The 15,646-nt window shown below is 47.9% G+C and carries 14 protein-coding genes; 7 read left to right on the forward strand and 7 right to left on the reverse strand.

The window, feature by feature from the left end; translation table 11 throughout:
- Positions 1 to 115 precede the first annotated feature (115 nt).
- Positions 116 to 940 carry a hypothetical protein gene (locus LO777_RS04020; protein ID WP_228856276.1) on the forward strand — a complete coding sequence of 275 codons (825 nt, stop codon included), beginning with the start codon at positions 116 to 118 and terminating at the stop codon, positions 938 to 940.
- Between the two features lie 69 nt (positions 941 to 1,009).
- Here the strand turns inward: LO777_RS04020 and LO777_RS04025 are convergent, their stop codons facing one another.
- Both LO777_RS04025 and LO777_RS04030 read right to left on the reverse strand, forming a co-directional pair.
- A complete protein-coding gene (locus LO777_RS04025; RefSeq protein WP_228856277.1) occupies positions 1,010 to 1,873 on the reverse strand; it encodes a hypothetical protein in 864 nt (287 codons plus the stop codon).
- The gene (locus tag LO777_RS04030; RefSeq protein ID WP_228856278.1) at positions 1,854 to 2,963 is read right to left on the reverse strand and encodes an inositol-3-phosphate synthase; all 1,110 of its coding nucleotides are present in this window, start codon (positions 2,961 to 2,963) and stop codon (positions 1,854 to 1,856) included. The genes LO777_RS04025 and LO777_RS04030 overlap by 20 nt, the downstream gene beginning before the upstream one ends.
- Positions 2,964 to 3,507: 544 nt before the next feature.
- Between LO777_RS04030 and LO777_RS04035 the strand changes: the two genes are divergently transcribed.
- Both LO777_RS04035 and LO777_RS04040 read left to right on the forward strand, forming a co-directional pair.
- A complete protein-coding gene (locus LO777_RS04035) occupies positions 3,508 to 4,905 on the forward strand; it encodes a TolC family protein (protein ID WP_228856279.1) in 1,398 nt (465 codons plus the stop codon).
- Positions 4,868 to 5,563, forward strand: a complete 696-nt coding sequence (locus LO777_RS04040; RefSeq protein WP_228856280.1) for a Tgt2/MlaC family protein — start codon at positions 4,868 to 4,870, stop codon at positions 5,561 to 5,563. Before LO777_RS04035 ends, LO777_RS04040 begins: the two co-directional genes overlap by 38 nt.
- A 101-nt stretch (positions 5,564 to 5,664) precedes the next feature.
- On the opposite strand, the gene LO777_RS04045 is transcribed toward LO777_RS04040, so the two are convergent.
- Positions 5,665 to 6,414, reverse strand: coding sequence for a phosphocholine cytidylyltransferase family protein (locus LO777_RS04045; protein WP_228856281.1), 750 nt, complete (start codon positions 6,412 to 6,414; stop codon positions 5,665 to 5,667).
- Positions 6,415 to 6,434: 20 nt separating this feature from the next.
- Positions 6,435 to 7,610: a CDP-glycerol glycerophosphotransferase family protein gene (locus LO777_RS04050; protein WP_228856282.1), complete on the reverse strand. Its 1,176-nt coding sequence runs from the start codon at positions 7,608 to 7,610 to the stop codon at positions 6,435 to 6,437.
- 159 nt (positions 7,611 to 7,769) lie between these two features.
- Here LO777_RS04050 and LO777_RS04055 point away from each other — a divergent pair, with 159 nt between their 5' ends.
- The 4 genes from LO777_RS04055 to LO777_RS04065 are packed head-to-tail and all read left to right on the forward strand — an operon-like array spanning position 7,770 to position 11,284.
- Positions 7,770 to 9,320, forward strand: coding sequence for an oligosaccharide flippase family protein (locus LO777_RS04055; RefSeq protein ID WP_228856283.1), 1,551 nt, complete (start codon positions 7,770 to 7,772; stop codon positions 9,318 to 9,320).
- Positions 9,313 to 10,083 (forward strand): glycosyltransferase family protein, encoded by a 771-nt coding sequence (locus LO777_RS04060; RefSeq protein ID WP_228856284.1) that lies wholly within the window; start codon positions 9,313 to 9,315, stop codon positions 10,081 to 10,083. The genes LO777_RS04055 and LO777_RS04060 overlap by 8 nt, the downstream gene beginning before the upstream one ends.
- Positions 10,080 to 10,211, forward strand: a complete 132-nt coding sequence (locus LO777_RS19950) for a hypothetical protein (RefSeq protein ID WP_268907506.1) — start codon at positions 10,080 to 10,082, stop codon at positions 10,209 to 10,211. Before LO777_RS04060 ends, LO777_RS19950 begins: the two co-directional genes overlap by 4 nt.
- Positions 10,208 to 11,284: a polysaccharide deacetylase family protein gene (locus LO777_RS04065; protein WP_228856285.1), complete on the forward strand. Its 1,077-nt coding sequence runs from the start codon at positions 10,208 to 10,210 to the stop codon at positions 11,282 to 11,284. The genes LO777_RS19950 and LO777_RS04065 overlap by 4 nt, the downstream gene beginning before the upstream one ends.
- Here LO777_RS04065 and LO777_RS04070 read toward each other — a convergent pair.
- The 3 genes from LO777_RS04070 to LO777_RS04080 form a co-directional block, all read right to left on the reverse strand.
- The gene (locus LO777_RS04070) at positions 11,169 to 11,723 is read right to left on the reverse strand and encodes a hypothetical protein (RefSeq protein ID WP_228856286.1); all 555 of its coding nucleotides are present in this window, start codon (positions 11,721 to 11,723) and stop codon (positions 11,169 to 11,171) included. The genes LO777_RS04065 and LO777_RS04070 overlap by 116 nt on opposite strands.
- A 20-nt stretch (positions 11,724 to 11,743) precedes the next feature.
- Entirely contained in the window at positions 11,744 to 14,296 is a 2,553-nt protein-coding gene (locus LO777_RS04075) for a glycosyltransferase (protein WP_228856287.1), read from the reverse strand.
- Between the two features lie 147 nt (positions 14,297 to 14,443).
- Entirely contained in the window at positions 14,444 to 15,610 is a 1,167-nt protein-coding gene (locus tag LO777_RS04080; protein ID WP_228856288.1) for a glycosyltransferase, read from the reverse strand.
- Positions 15,611 to 15,646: the final 36 nt, after the last annotated feature.

Raw genomic sequence — 15,646 nt, forward strand, 5'->3', positions numbered from 1 at the left:
AGTTGTTATTGTCATGACTCCTGTTTACAAAATTAATATATGAGAAATGTGGGTTGATTCTGTCAAGAAATCGATTTACCCATTCCTGGATTTTTATCATGGAGTTGAAAAATAAATGAAATCTGCAGAGGAGAAGAATGTCGGATGTGAACTCCCCGAAATCGGAGCAATTACCGGTATCCGTGGGGGCCATATCCTGTGGAATTATTTTGAATCATTTCTTGCTCCCCTGGGTTTGAGTAAAAAATCAGTAGGTGTTGTAACGGCCGAATTTGCCGGGAAATTTTCAGGACGTGATGTGTCTGTCAAGCTGTTTCACAGAAGACAGAGCAGGTATTTCGGCTCACGGGATCATATGTCGCGCTTTCGTATATTCCAGGGGCTGGATTTAACAGTGAGCATACCGGTTGCAGTAAAAACCCGTGCGGTTATCGGTACACGGGTAGGCGGAAGTGGTCTTTTACGAAAGTTCCTGTTGTGGTTGGCCGGTCGAAAGGGAAGTCATCTGGTCACCTGCAACCATCCTCTGTTTCGGGCGATGGACGTATTTGCCCATGATGAAACCTGGATGAACCATTTCCTGGTTGATCCGGTTACCCTGGACCTGCTGCAGGATCTGATGAATGAGACGATGTTGCTGGTGAGTTGGAGTGTGAAGTTCATTCCCGGTAAGATGATTGTCAACAGGCGCCTGTCGAGCCTTGCATTGACCAATGCCGAATCCATGGAAACGCAGTTAAATCAGATCATTTCGCTGGCGGAAATGGCGGAATCAAAACCGGTTGGGAAAGAGATTCAACTCACTGAAATTGAACGTCTGCAGAAGAAATCCCCGGCCAGGGCCATCGCACTGGCGGGATTACGTCTCCTCGGATTAATCGTTGTCAGTTTTATCCTGCTGATTGGAATTCCCTTTTCACTGGTATTGTGGTTCAGGTAAGCCTTTGGTCATCTTGAAAAAATGCTTTTTCGTCTAATCTCTGCACCATAGGAAAATGAGAAATGCGGGCTAATTTTTTAAGGCACTCACTAACTGTTTGTTCAAAGTTTTATAAAGTTGGTTGATTTGCTCTGTGGTCTTACGCCTGTAGATTCTGTCCTGGAGGGTCAGGGTTTTCATGGACTGTGCTTTTTGAAATTGAACAAGGGCTTGTTCCTTCTGGTTTGTTCTGAGGTAAAAAAGACCAAGATCATAGACATACACGACACTGTCCGGTTTCAGAGTTTCGGCCCGGTTTAAGAATGTGAAGCCGTTTTCTACAGTGAGATTTTCCGGCAGCCCACCGAAGAGGACGGAGGCGAGAAATTTCTGAATAGAGGAAATACGACCGACCTTGAAGTTCAGCCAGCCAAGAAGATAGAAGACATCCGGGTCATCATGTTTCCGGAGCAACAGAGTTTTTGTATCCTTAAGCAGTTTGTGAACCATGCGGACCTGGTCACCTGGTTGGAGGTAGTTGATTGTCTTGGCATTGGCAACAGTCAGTAGAAGAAAGCTCCTGTAATTCTCGGGAGAAAGATAGTATGCCTGTTTTGCATATTTAAGAAGCGAAAAGAAATGTTTCTTTTTGTCGACCTTTTCTCCGTAGAGCCAGCCCAGGAGATAGTGCAGGTAGGCACATTTCCTGAGAAGGACGGGGTTTTCAGGAGTCTTTTTCAGCTCAGCTTCACAGGATAACAGTGATTGTTCCAGTTCGCTCTTGTCGTGAAGCATCCTCTGCACTGTCTCTGGATTTTCGTCCAGATCCGGAGGGAGTGCCGCAGCTCTCAAAACGCTGGATTGAGGAAAAATCAGATAGAGCAGCAGGGCTAAAAAAAAGCAGTGTTTTTGAAGATTGCTCCCCATGTCAGGATCAGGAAATTGCCTGAACATCCTGGCTGATGAATTCTTCCATCAGCTGGTATGCCTTGTCATCCGTATACTGGATCGGAGGATGTTTGCAGAAATAGCTGGAAGGTGCAGTCAGCGCACCACCCAGTTTTCGCTCCAGGGCAATTTTGGCACAGCGAATGGAATCAATGGCCACTCCGGCGGAGTTTGGTGAATCTTCAACGGAAAGGCGCATTTCAATATTCATGGGAACATCCCCGAAGAGCTTGCCCTCCATACGAATAAAACAGACCTTGTTATCCTTCTGCCAGGCTACATAGTCGCTGGGACCGATATGAATATTGTTTTTTTCCAGACGTGCCGCTGTCACCGCCTGGACAGCTTCGGTTTTCGATTCCTTTTTGGAAGAAAGGCGGGTCTGGTTGAGCATATTCAGAAAATCAGTATTACCACCTGTATTGAGCTGGTAGGTTCTTTCCAGTTTGACTCCCCGTTTGTTAAAGAGGTCTGTCAATGCCCTGTGGACAATGGTGGCACCCAGCTGTGCCTTGATATCGTCACCTATTATGGGGATGTTTTTGGCCTTGAACCGATCACTCCATTCCGGATCGCTGGCAATAAATACTGGAATATTATTGACAAAAGCGACACCGGCTTCCAGAGCGCAGTTGGCATAGAAGCGGGTTGCCTGTTCCGACCCCACCGGCAGGTAATTCATGAGTACCTCGGTGCCGGTACGCTGCAGTTCTTCTATGATCTCTTTTGCATCAGGTTCTTCTTCGTCTGCAGGAAGAAATGTAGACTCGTCGTTATAATCCTTCATATGGTCCGAAAAACCATCAAGAATTTTTCCCATCTTGACAACTGTTCCCGTTTCAGCAATTTCCGGGCAGAAAATTTTTGTGCAGTTGGGTTTGGCGAAAATGGCCTGATTGATATCCAGCCCGACTTTACGCCTGTCAATATCAAACGCGGAGACGATTTCAATATCAGTGGGTTTATAACGTCCGATTTTCCAGTGCATTAAGCCGATTGCGTCTTCGCCGTCCGTTTTTCCGTAATGATTGATACCCTGGATAAGTGAGCTTGCACAGTTGCCGACCCCGATAATCCCAACTTTGATTTTGCTCATGTCATTTATATTTAAGTGAAAAAAGAAATTTCACCGGAACATGGCCCTGTTCAAGTGAAAAGTGAAGTTGACATTCCGCCGGAACAGTAGCATATACAGCTTGTGCTTACAAGAACAAGAATTTCAGAAACTGTTTTTTTATAACCAGCATGGCTGGATCAAATTATAGATCACAGCCACAACGAACGATGAACGTGATGCGAGTGCTCATTTTCTTCGTCACTTTCATATAAACTCTGGCCAGGTGATCTAATAATCTCTTTGCAGAAGCGGCAAAAACTGTTTTGATTGGTTGAAGTAAAAGGCTGTTGATGATCTGTAAACACGAACATACCGGCATGGCCGGATCTTAACCCGCATTTCTCATCAGTTCAGGCGGCGTCAGGTTAAAGTTCGGCAACAGTAAGAAATCCTTGATATAACCAGATCGTTCATGTCCGGACACGGCCTTTTTGAATGAAAATTCTTATTTCCGGACAGACACCAGATACGAGAGATACACGTTTTGTTACACGGTTTATTTACAATTTTCACAGTTGTTTTTTTGTTTTCGACCGTTTTGTTCACTCCGGTCAGCTCCGGTGCGGATTGCCTGGCTCTTGACCTGGCAGCGGCCATGGAAATGGCACGCAGGCAGAGCCCGGCCATTTCAGAGAACCGCATTGCAATTACTGAAGCCCGCAAGGAAATAAAGGAAATTTTCGGTCTTTTCCATTCACCTCAATTTGAACTGATCTCCTACGGAGGCATGGTTTCCGATGCCCGGGGTGATATTACGGATACCCCGGACTCAAACGAGGATTATGGTCATATGGGGCCTTTTTTCAAGGCGGATATCACTGCTGTGCAGCCGATTTATTCTTTTGGAAAATATGACAATGCCATGGGCGCCGGGAAAAATAATGTGGCCATGAAAAAGGCAGTTTTTCGTGAATCGGTAAATATCCTCGGGTTTGAAGTGGCCAAAGCTTTTCTGGGTGTTGCCGCCGGCAGTGAAGGGGAAAGAATCGGCAGGGAACTGGTTCAGCATTATAGAGAATTACTCGATCGCCTGGAAAAAATGGTTGAGGAACAGGATGGGGATATTGATGCCGGTCATCTGCTGGAAGCAAAAACGATGCTGTTTGAGGTTGAAAAACAGGCGTCCAGACCTGAAGTGGACAGGGAAAAGGCCATGCTCTATCTCCGCGGGTTACTGGGACGGGACCAGGATTTTGCAGTCGAGGTCATACCTGTAGAGGAACCGGGTCTTGATTTGAACAGTAATTTTTTCCCACTCTTTCTTGATTTTTCCCGTCACCATTCACCCCTGTTACAGAGTTACGATTTTGGTCTTGAATCCCTGAAACAGAAAGCGGCTCTGGAAAAGAAGATGAAATATCCTGATCTGTTTGTGGCCATGGGTGCCGGCTACGGTATTGCCCCAAACAGGGACAAACAGACAAATGCATTTATCAACGATGATTATAACTATAAAAAACTGGGTGGAGTCCTGGGGCTGAAATGGGATTTTAATTATCATATCAACAGTTCTAAAGAAGAAAAGGCCCTGCTTGAATATCGAAAAATTGCCGCAAAAAAGAAAGTGGCAATGCTGAAGCTGGAGGGTGGGCTCAGGAAAGCCTATACCGAGGCACGAAACAATAAAAAACTTCTTCTGGCTGTTGAAAAGTCTATAAAATCAGCGAGGACATGGCTCAGGCTTGAAAATGAAAACTTTGACATGGGCATCGGTGATGTAAAACGGCTGGTGAAGGCATACCAGGCCTACTACAAATTAAAGGGAAGTGAAATTGAAACACGTTTCCATTACCTGCTTTCCCTCGCTGAGCTGGCAAAAGGGGCGGGAGACATGGATCTTTTTCTTCTCTGGATACAAAATGGCAAAGTTGCAATACCCTTAAATGAAAAAAATGAAAAATATGAACAAGATGAAAAATAGCAGCACGACGGGCAGTTTTGCCGTGGCAGAACCTTCCGGACCAGCCCTGCAGGTCTGTCGGCTGATCATTGTTTTTCTCCTGGTATGTTCTGCCCATTCACTTCGTGCGGAAATTACTCCCCTGGATGTTATTCGCAGCTCGAATACGCTTGTCCTTGATATTTATGAGGCATCCCCTGAGATTACGCGGAAAGTGCTTGATGATATCACCAGGGTTATGGAAAAAGTAACGGATTTCGAGGAAATTGCAGACAGGGTGGTGCAAAAAACCTGTGTGGGCGGAAGCGGGGATTCATGCGAGCAACTCAAAACTGAATTTATTGCTCTCTTGAAACTCAATGCCACCCGTAAACTCGGTCGGTACCGGGCTGATCGTTTTGATTATCTCGGCCAGGTGGTGGAGGGGCGGACAGCCAGGGTGAAGACCATCGCCTGGTTTCAAGAAGATTCGGTGGAACTCGATTATATTCTTGAAAAAAAAGAGGGTCGCTGGGTTATTGTCAATTATATTGCCGACGGGGTGGATACTGTTCGTAACTACCAGAGCCAGTTCAGTCGGATTATCTCTAAAAAATCGGTCAATTTTCTAATTGGCAGGCTGGAGAAAAAAAACAGGCTCTACCGCAAGGAACGCAGTGAGATCAAAAAGCAACTCTGATTCCGTACAACGCTCAGCCTGGAAAAATTGTCACATCTCCAGGTTGGCTCAGTTTCAAGGGTAATCGGGAAGGCAAGTGTTTGAGTACCTGTTACAACCACTTATGCGGCAACTTTTTTGACCAGGCGTTTACGTAATTGCTCTTCCGCATGCTTCAGCATTTCTTCTGTATCAACATCCTGCCAGAAGCCATCACCGATATCCAGACAGTTCATCAGGTTGTTTTCACAGAGCTGCTGTACACCCTCCGACAGGGAGACATCACCTTTGGCCTTGTAAATGCTTTCAAGAGCCTTCAATAATCCGGATGTGCAGATAAAGAGACCCGTATCCACACAGTTGAAAGTCTCCAGCTCTTTTCCTATTGACCGGATTTGCCCGTCCCGTTCAAAAACCTTGGTGGCGTCGGCCATATCAAATATTGTGTCAAGTTTGTAGTCCACCAGCAAGGTTGCTCCACCGGTGACAGGGGTGTGATGCAGGGCCAGTTCCACGAGACTGCTTTCCATGATATGGTCGGCCATGGTAAGAATAAAATCGCCGTCCAGGTATTCTTTTGCGGCAAGAACGGAAACACCATTTGCCAGGACATAGTTGCGGTTGAAGGCAAATACCAGCTCCATTGTGCCGGTATAATGGTGTTTTACATAACTGTGGATTGTTTCTCCCTCAAAGCCCAGAACTATGACAGCCCTGTGGCAGGCCAGTTCCAGACTTCTGAGGGTTCGAAGAAGAAGGGAAATACCCTGGACCGGCACAAGGGGTTTTTCGACATATCCGGTTTTTGCCAGACGTGAGCCGAGTCCTGCCGCCAGAATAACACCCGTCCGTTTTTTTTCGGTTTGCTGCATGCTGTTTTCCAAGTAGTGTTTCAGCCCCTGCGGACAGACATCTTTTCCAATTCCGTAAGGATTCGAGCACAGTTCTTTCTGTCTGCTCCAAGCATATATTTTGTCAGGAATTTATCGGCCTTTTCCCGGCAGCATCCAGGTTCTTCAAGTATTTTGTCCACATGGGACATGAGCTCGGAAAAAGAACAGGCCAGAAGACCGCCGTTTTCCTCCGGGGCCAGCTTCCATATATATTTTACTGAATTGACTTTTTTACTGTAGATACCAGCAGGAGTGTATCTTCGCCACATAAATTCTTCATCACAGTCGGCAACGGGATAAATATGAATGGTGGGACGGCCTGTAGCATAAAAAAGGTTGGCAATAGACGAAAAATTGGTTATCAGCCCGTCGGCTACCTGCATATCGAGAAAATTATCAGGGGAGTGATTTTTGAATTTAAGCACGATACTGCCGTGATTTTCCGCAAGTTCATTGAGAGTTCTGATGTAGTTTTTCGGATATCTGAAGGAATCATGGAGCCGAAGAATGACATTAGTGTCACGGGCTTTAAGCCTGGAGAGGAGTTTGTGGAACAATTCTGCATCATTGCCCCAGTGGGCGAAGACCTCGCCGTAATGCCAGGTCGGAGCAATGAGAACAGTTTTTTTCCCGACAACATCAAAGGGGTAATACGGTTGGAGGAGTTCCCTGTCCAGGGGAACGCGGAGATCGTCGTGACAGGCCGAACCGGTAATGCAGCAGTTGTGGGGATGAAAGCCGCTGATTTTTGTCCGATGAGCAAAATCCCATTGGCCGAAAGTCTGCCAGCGGAAAAGGTCATTGGGGGCCATGGCTGAACCCCAGCAGCGCCTGATGGACCTATGGAGATGGGCAAATTCATGGAGATCATTGGGCCCCTTCCAGCCGAATCCGTGCCAGAGCATAAAGCCCTTGGGAGACAGTCGCCGAAGAGGTACGCGATTATCCATAACGGTGATGTCAGGAGAGTAACCCGGAATTCCCATGAGGTGGCTGTACAGTCGTCTCTTTACGATTTCCGAGTGCAGGGGGAAAAGTGTTGCGATTCCTTCCCGGAGGTGGAGTTTCGGGTTGTCCATTATGATTTTCAGGGTGATCTCGGGGCGTTTGTCCAGGTATCGGGCAAGACTCCACAGGTCACCGCCGAAGGTGGTTGCCCATATGAGTATTTTCAAGGTTGGACTCCGTAGGTTTTTGGGAAGTTTTTTTATGTATTGCTTTCTTAGTGGGAAACTGCAACAATCTCAACTTAATTCTTTTGGGTTTGGAGTAGGGGGTGAGGAGTTAGGTGTTGGGGGTGAGGGGTTGGAGGTTGATTTGCTGGGGGATGGGAATTGGCAGTAGATTCTGGAAAACAGCCGTTTCAGGCGATGGCGCTGATAGTCGGGAAAATTCTTGCTTCTCTGTCGGAAGCGATTATTCCCATTATCCTGGTTCGTTTTCTGTCCATGGAGGAAGTGGGTATTCTCAGTGGTGTGCTGCTCGTTTATGCTCTTCTGGCACCTGTCTTTGCCACTGCTTTTCCTGATGCCCTCGTTTACTTCCTGCCCACCAGGATGCCTGATGAGCGGCGGGCCATTGCCGTCAAAGTAGCCCTTATCATGTTTCTGATGGGGGTTGTTGCCGGTCTTCTTCTTTTATTTCTCGGGCTTGTTGCTTTTTTCCTGCCGGGATTTCTCGCCGGGATTACGGACAGCGTTGTCGGAGGTGTTTCAGTGATGGGGCCTTCGGGATTAAAGTATCTGCTGGTGCTTGCTCTCTATCCCCTGGGGGATTTTCCGGCACGGATGCTACCCAATCTCCTAATTATTGAAGATCGGGCAAAGACGGCGGCCACTGTGGGGGTTGTCAAATCCCTTCTGGCCGTTTTCGCCATTCTTGTTCCTGTTCTTCTTCACCTGGATCTCTGGGTGATTATCAGCTGCTACAGTATTTCCGGGCTGCTGTATGGCCTGTTCCTGGTTTACTATCTTCTTGTTCTTTTTCCACGGGCAAACGGGAAAAAAACTGTGGTTGATGTCAGCGCGGGTCAGATTGTCAGGTTTGCCGTACCCATGGGGATCACCGAGGCGACGATGCTGCTCTATAACCGGGTAGACCAGTTTCTGGTTGCCCTGGTTTTTGCTGCCTCCCTTGTCGCCCAGTATAAAATAGGGGCCTGGCAGATTCCCTTTGTCACCTCCATAGCCTACTCGGTGGGGTCTGTATATGCCCCCCATTTTCGCACCCTGATGCATGAGGGAAAGGCGGAAGAGGCAATTCGTATCTGGCGTCTTTCTATTGAAAAGGTTGCCCTTATCTCCGTGCCTCTGGGCCTTGTTTTTGTGGTGGGGGCCGAGGAACTGATCGAGCTGCTTTTTACGAAAGAATACCTGGGAGCGGCCATGGTTTTCAGGCTGTACTGTTTTCTTACTGTCGGACGTGTTGCTGCCTTCGGCAATGTGCTGGTTGCCGCCGGCAGACCGGAACTGATTTTCCGTGTGGCTGTTCTCTCCTTTGTCGCCAATATTGTGTTCAGTGTCCCGGCCATGTTTCTTATCGGTCTTGAAGGACCGGCCCTTGGAACCTTGCTGGCATTTATTGTTCATGTGGTTCTGTTTTGCCGATGCATAGCTGAGGCCACCGGGATGAGAGGACAAAATGTTTTTCCCCTGGTCAGTTACTTGAAGACGTTATCGATTGGTTTTGTTGCTGCGCTTTGCGGATTCCTTTTGAAGATGAATCTGGGAGGGAGCGCCGGTCTGCGTTTTGCGGCGATTGCCTTCTGTGTGATCGGCTGTTTTGCCCTGTTCGGGACCTTGAGCGGGCGGATAAAAGGGGAGGACTGGAATTTTATCCTGAGTCTTCCTGGAACGGTATTGAAAAGGCGGGTGGCAAATGGCTAATGTCTCTCTTGTGAGTCTGGTGCCCCGTAGGTTTGAGGACGGTGCCTGGTCGGGAGTTCCCCGGTTTGATTGGGAGCTCCGCAGGGTTTTTCCTGATATTCTTTCCCTGAACACATCATGGAAAAATCGCTTGTATTTGCAGAAACTGGCTTATCAGGCACCCGAAACCATAGTTATAACCGGTAGTGAAACCTCTCTTCTTGTCCCTGAAAGGTTGCGTACTATCGTTGTTCATCATGGTTGTGCCCAGACCCATTTTGATCGTGATCCCCGGTGGCGCAGCAGGAAGAACAGAAAAATCTGCCTGGCCCAGGAACGGATGTATTTAAAAAAGAACCGGTTTTTTGTGGCACCATCCCGATGGACCGCGGAGCAGTTTTCCTGTCATTACCGGGTGGAACAACCACCGGTAATACCGTCATGGGTGGAAAGTATTGATGGTGTTTTACGCCGTGGACGACCGGTTATCCTCGGAGACTGGAGAACCTGGAACAAGGGGAACGGTGAGCTCATAGATAAGCTGAGAAAAAAACTGCATGAATATGAGTTCTGCCACCTGGACTGCAGTTATGAAACCCGAAAAGAGGCCTATCGACGGGCTCATTGTTATCTCTGTCTCAGTTTGAGCGAAGGTGCCAGCTATGCAATGGCCGATGCTGAAGCGGCCCGTCTGCCCGTTGTCACAACTGATGTGGGCAGTTATCTTGAGTACGGTGACAGTGTGGTTATTTCCTGGAAAGAACGGGGAATATTGAACTGGTGAGCAGGGCTCTGCGGCAGGCTCTTGAAATGGAGCGACGGAAGAGTTTTTTTGATACATGGACTTTTGAGAAATGGAAGACTGCCTGGCAGCAATTTGTGGATTATGTGGCCGGGTTGGAAATAATATGAATAAAGTTAATTTGTTAATAAAAGAATTTAAGCTGAATTATGCGGGTGAAGTTGCTCTCTTTACTCACGATGGACAAGAGGGACAACTGTGGGGAAAAACCGATCCCCGGGACAGGATAGAACTCTGGAAGCCCACGGGCAGGAGGTATGACCTTGTTATTGGTGTTGTACCTGGGGGACATGGAAAATTTGACAGGGCAGTTGAGGCGGTTATGGAATCCTGCCACTATTATCTTCATATAGGAGTCCCTCCCTCAGGTGATTATGCGGGGAGAATTGTACTGCGGCATCGATTGGCTTTTGGTGAGGATATGATTGACATCACAGTATACATGGGGGATCTTACCGGGGAACTTATCCGTATTGATGATTATCCCACCGGCGTCCGTCCCCTGGTTGCGGATAGAGATAAAATACACGAGATCCTGCTCAAATTTGAACAGTTGGAAACGGACTATCGTCTCGGTATTGTTCCGGCCATTCTGGACGAAGACATGAAATTATTCCTTTCAGGTCTTCGTTATATGCGACCCGTTCTCCATGGATATGATCACGGATATCCACATTTTTCAAAATACCTTGTGGAGCGTGGCGATCCGTATAACCAGAGAGGAACGGTTGGAGGGTTTGATGAATTTGAACATGATAATTCATCGGTTATTTTCGAAAAACTGCAAAAGGGGAAGAAGCTTCTGGAAGAGATTACAGGACTGCAGGTAAATGAGTATATTCCTCCCTGCAACAGGGCCGGTTTCAGGACCGGCCGGATACTGGAAGAACTCGGCCTGAGGAGATATTTTTCAGAAAAAAGAATTCCTCGTTGTCGGCTGGAAAGAATTGGATCAGATTTTTATGGTCGCACTTCTGATTTTCCGATGGGGGGACAGGCACGGGTCATTACCCTTCATGTTACGTGGGAATATGACCTGATCAGAAAAGGTGATTCAAGCTCTCTAGTTAATTTTCTCTACTATCTTCGACGTTGCCGGAAGAGGAGGAGGGATCTTGCGGAACGTGTGTTTGCTGATCTTGTCCGGGTGATTGAGGCTGGTCTGGTGCCGGAGTGTTGTTGATAAATGACGGATAGAGTCTGTCCACACATTCCGGGCAGAAACCGTGTGTGAGTTGTATTTCGGAATGTTTATCAAGGTAGGATTCAAGATCGTTCCATTTTCCTCCCGTGTCCCGTATTTTTTTACATGAAGAACAGATGGGCAGCAGACCACTGAGGGTCCTGACTTTTTCTGCTTCTCGTTCCAGATCCTGGTTTTTTTTTCTCAACAGCTCTTCTGTCCTGTTGAGTTTCAGGAGCATCGAGAAGAATATTTTTGCGGGAACAGGGAGGATGAGAAGAGGTGCTGCTATACAGATTATGATACCCAGTGTGTCAATATACCCCTGGAAAACAACAAGGGACAGGGAGGTGATGATAACGGACAGCGTTATGACGATAGCTGTTATCAGTACCGAAATTTTGCCGGGACCATATTTTATGAGAATTCCTGTGAACATTCTACACTCTTCTTCCTGCTTCAGTTTTTTAAATTCTCGTCTATTTTCACGTGTTCTGCAAGAAAAGAATGAAAGGCGTTCTGCCAGCTTTTTTCTTCCACCAGCGCTCTTCCTTTTTTCCCCATTTCGTGGCAAAGTTCAGGATTGTTCAGCAGGCGAAGCAGACCGTCAGTAAAACTTTCCACGCTTTTTGCCCTGGTGACCAGGCCGGTTTCCCGGTCGACGATGACCTCTTGAGGGCCGCCTGAATCACTGACGATGGCAGGCAGTCCGGAACCCTGGGCTTCCAGGAGAACGGTTCCGTAGGTGTCGGTGGTGGACGGAAAGACAAAAATATCACAGCTTCGATAGATTTCAGCCAGTTCTTCTCCAACAATAAAGCCTGTAAAAATAATTCCCGGCAGATCGGTTGTCTTTTCCTTCAGTTCGTTGAGATAGGGTCCATCCCCAACGATGACAAGGGAGATGTCTTCACGGGATGGACGGATTTTCCGGTAACTTTCCACCAGGATATCCAGGTCTTTTTCTTTTGAAACCCGCCCGACGTAGAGCAGAATGGTACTGTCCCGCGCGTCCCAGCGTTCCCTCAGTTCCATATTGGCCTTGCCGGGCCTGAAAAAGTCAACATCAATACCCTTGGCAAAGAGGTGGAGTTTTTCTTCGGCAATACCATGTTCAATCAGCTTCTGTCTGTATGCTTCGCTCAGTGTGAAGACCTTGTCCATTCTTCCATAGAAAAAGCGGATTAACTGCCAGGCTGCCTGTTCCATAGTCGGATCACCAGTGAGACGGCCCGTGTAGCCGGGAAGGTCGGTGTGATAAATACCGGAGACCGGGATGGAGAGAAGGTTGGCGATCCACAGGCCCAGCAGCCCGATCGGTCCCGGGCTGGAAATGATCAGTCGTGTATAACCCTGCTGTTCACAGTGGTGGATGAGGTCCAGTATCGGTGGTATGGCCAGGGTCATGGATTCATATTCCGGGAGGGGGAAATGGAAGAGCGGTTTGAAATTAATGAAATCCCCGTCATAATCGGGCTGAACCGGATGACTGGTGATGGCGGTTATGGGAACGGTGCTCTGCCTGGCCAGTTCCGTATATTTCCGGATGATCTGGGCGGCGCCGTTCACATCCACCAGGGTGTCGGTAAACCAGGCCCATTTTTCTGCCTGGTTGGTGGGGGAGTGTTGTAGATTCCAGGTGGTACCTATATTATTCAAGTATTCATTATCATAAAAGAAATGTTTGTATCCCATGATATAGGGGACTGCCGGCAGGATACCCGGTACAATCAGGGAGAGTTTGGCAAAGGCCTCCGGAATATTGCCTGTCTGTATATGGTAAAGCCACTGGCCGAAGGAGTACCTGTAGAGGGTGTTAAAGATGGTGGAAATAAACCTGTAAGTCTCTTCCTGCAGATCACGTGACGGGTTGCGGTTAAACAGCAGGTCCGTGTCCCGCCAGTCCTTCATCAGCTGTTTTATTGTTGATTTAAACGATTCCAATTCTATGGCTGAACCGATGGGTACATCCATGGCCAGGCATTCGCAATCATCCTGCAACTGCTGGTTGAGAAATTTTTTCTGGGCAAAGAGAAAGAGAAGCAGGCGCAGGCGGATGAGTTTCTTGAGGATGTATTTTTTTATAAACGAGGGGCGACGGCCCACTACGGTTTTTGTTTCGCTGACCGAGGCCAGTCGGTTGATTATTTTCCGGGTTCGTGACTGGGGCCTGACTTTTGAGACAACTTTGATCAGTCGGTCATCAAAGGAGCCGGGTTTGCAGTACTGGTCGAGAATGGCATTGATCCAGTTTGACTGGGTGGAATGGCTGAAAGCCAGAGCTGTCATACTCTGACCCCTGCCGCGACTTTTTTTTGCCTTTATACCGTCAAGAAAGGATTGATAATCTGCTGCGTTTTCCACTTCAGTCCAGCAGCGACCCAGGAAAAAGGAGGAGTGATCATCAGAGCCACCGATCCTGCTCTTCTTCCAGGGTTGCCGGCCAACGGGGGTGATATCATGTTTTTCCTGGAGGACATGTAAAAATTCCGGGGTGAGATTCTCAAAAAATTCCTGCTGCATGCGGTTGGCAGTTTCCATCTGCAGTCCATTTATTTCCTCAAAGCAGTCAAAGAGCAGGAGGACCTGTTCCAGATGGTTCAGTGTCAGTTTTCCCCTGTTGCAGTGAAAGGGATGGGGAACTGAGACAAGGGTGTTTTCTTCCCTGAAAAATTCGGCAAACTCCCTTATGTCATGGCGGAGTTTCAGGGCTGCCGTAAACTGCTGTTCGGTGATGTCATAGGCACAGAGATGGATTTCCGCCGGCTCGTGCGGAAAACTGACAGTAAATTCACAGCTTATAAAGGTGTCGTCATATTTTTCTTTCAGTTCAAGACAGCCGTCTATCCGGTTATGGTCGGTGATGGTGACAAAATCCATTCCCAGGGATTTCAGGCGATGATACAGTTCATCCGGCGGAGTATAGCTTTCCCTGGCGCCGAGTTTCCTGAATATCCAATGGATGGGCTGGTCGGAATGGATCGAATGGCAGTGCATGTCAACTTTTGCCACTGGTATGCTCCCCTGTGTTATCTGGTGCCTGTTTATAAATGGCTTTTTTGCCTGATTTCCGCGTCGCTGCGGAAAATCTGATTGTTCAAGGCACCCTACAGTCAAATTGAAGATGTACCTGCCTGGGTATTGTCCGTAATCAGAATTTTACCGGTGGTTGGAAGGTACAGGTTTATAATTGTATAACAGGTGTCTGTAATGAACTATCATCCGTTCAATGGCCTGATCCCAGCTGCCGAATTTTCTGGCGTAATTGTGTCCTCTTTGGGCCCACGGTTCAAGATTACTGCTGCAGGCGTGTTTGATTTTCTCTATAAAATCCTGTTGATCTCCCCCCCTGTACATAAATGGGGAGTAGAGATGTCTCAATCGCAGGCCGGTTTCTCCTCGATCCGGACCAACCACCACGAGTCCGGCGGCCATGGCTTCCAGCACCGCAAAACCAAATGTTTCATACTGGCCGGTTGCAAGAAAAACCTGGTTCCTGTTGAAAAGTTCCGCCAGTTTGCTCCTTGAGGAAATAAAACCCGCAAAATGATACCGGGGATGGCTGATTGCGGCAAACTTTTTCTCATATTGTCCCCTGCCTGCCACGGTAATGGAGATATTCTCGTTCAGGAGAAGTTCCGGGATACTGTTCAGGAGGATATCGATGCTTTTTTCACCATCCAGTCGTGCGGCATAGAGCAGTGCTGTTTTTCCCTGGTTTTGGGTGAACTTTCTTTCTGTATATGTTTCCAGCATCAGCGGGTCACTGCCGAAGGGTGTATATTTTACCCGTCGAATACCATGGGTTTTTAATTTATCTGCGAGCAGAAGCGAGGGAACCAGGGTCGTGTCAAATTTTTTCTGCATGGCAAGAAACAGCTTTTTCCCAATTCCGGCGATGGTCTTTCCTGCGGGAATTTTTTTCCCGGCCAGCCATGGGTCCAGGTAGGTTTCCGGTGAATCAGAGTGGAAAAAGGAGGCGCGGATCATTCTGTTTCGGAAGGGGGAAAAGAGTGTGAAAAATTCGGTCAGGTAGGGGTCTCCCGCCTCAATAACGTCCGGTTTTGCTCTCTGAATGAGCTGAAAAAGCCGGGAATAATCGAGCAGGAACCTGTAACCATCCGGGTCGGAGGTAATCGCCTTGCCACGCAGTTGGACCAGATGTACATTCTGGCCGATTCTCTGTTCCCGGCGGTCGGGGCCGGGGTAGATGAGAATGTAGGAATCGGCAGGGTGTGTCAGGAAATAATTGATTTTCGCCTGGTGATAGGTGCGAATACCGCCGCCGCGTGGCCCGTAGAATGTATTGATATCCAGAAAGATCATCTGTTCCTGTTTTTTTCAAGGAGCCAGGGGAACAGT

Source organism: Desulfomarina profundi (genome assembly GCF_019703855.1).
In the GTDB taxonomy this organism is placed as follows: Bacteria; Desulfobacterota; Desulfobulbia; order Desulfobulbales; family Desulfocapsaceae; genus Desulfomarina; species Desulfomarina profundi.

What these genes read in the sequence shown, in the direction of transcription:
- LO777_RS04070 (WP_228856286.1), bottom strand. Translation starts at nt 11,723, where the DNA reads ATGTTCACAGGAATTCTCATAAAATATGGTCCCGGCAAAATTTCGGTA.
- LO777_RS04030 (WP_228856278.1), bottom strand. Translation starts at nt 2,963, where the DNA reads ATGAGCAAAATCAAAGTTGGGATTATCGGGGTCGGCAACTGTGCAAGC.
- LO777_RS04040 (WP_228856280.1), top strand. Translation starts at nt 4,868, where the DNA reads ATGAAAAAAATGAAAAATATGAACAAGATGAAAAATAGCAGCACGACG.
- LO777_RS04020 (WP_228856276.1), top strand. Translation starts at nt 116, where the DNA reads ATGAAATCTGCAGAGGAGAAGAATGTCGGATGTGAACTCCCCGAAATC.
- LO777_RS04080 (WP_228856288.1), bottom strand. Translation starts at nt 15,610, where the DNA reads ATGATCTTTCTGGATATCAATACATTCTACGGGCCACGCGGCGGCGGT.
- LO777_RS04025 (WP_228856277.1), bottom strand. Translation starts at nt 1,873, where the DNA reads ATGTTCAGGCAATTTCCTGATCCTGACATGGGGAGCAATCTTCAAAAA.
- LO777_RS04065 (WP_228856285.1), top strand. Translation starts at nt 10,208, where the DNA reads ATGAATAAAGTTAATTTGTTAATAAAAGAATTTAAGCTGAATTATGCG.
- LO777_RS04045 (WP_228856281.1), bottom strand. Translation starts at nt 6,414, where the DNA reads ATGCAGCAAACCGAAAAAAAACGGACGGGTGTTATTCTGGCGGCAGGA.
- LO777_RS04060 (WP_228856284.1), top strand. Translation starts at nt 9,313, where the DNA reads ATGGCTAATGTCTCTCTTGTGAGTCTGGTGCCCCGTAGGTTTGAGGAC.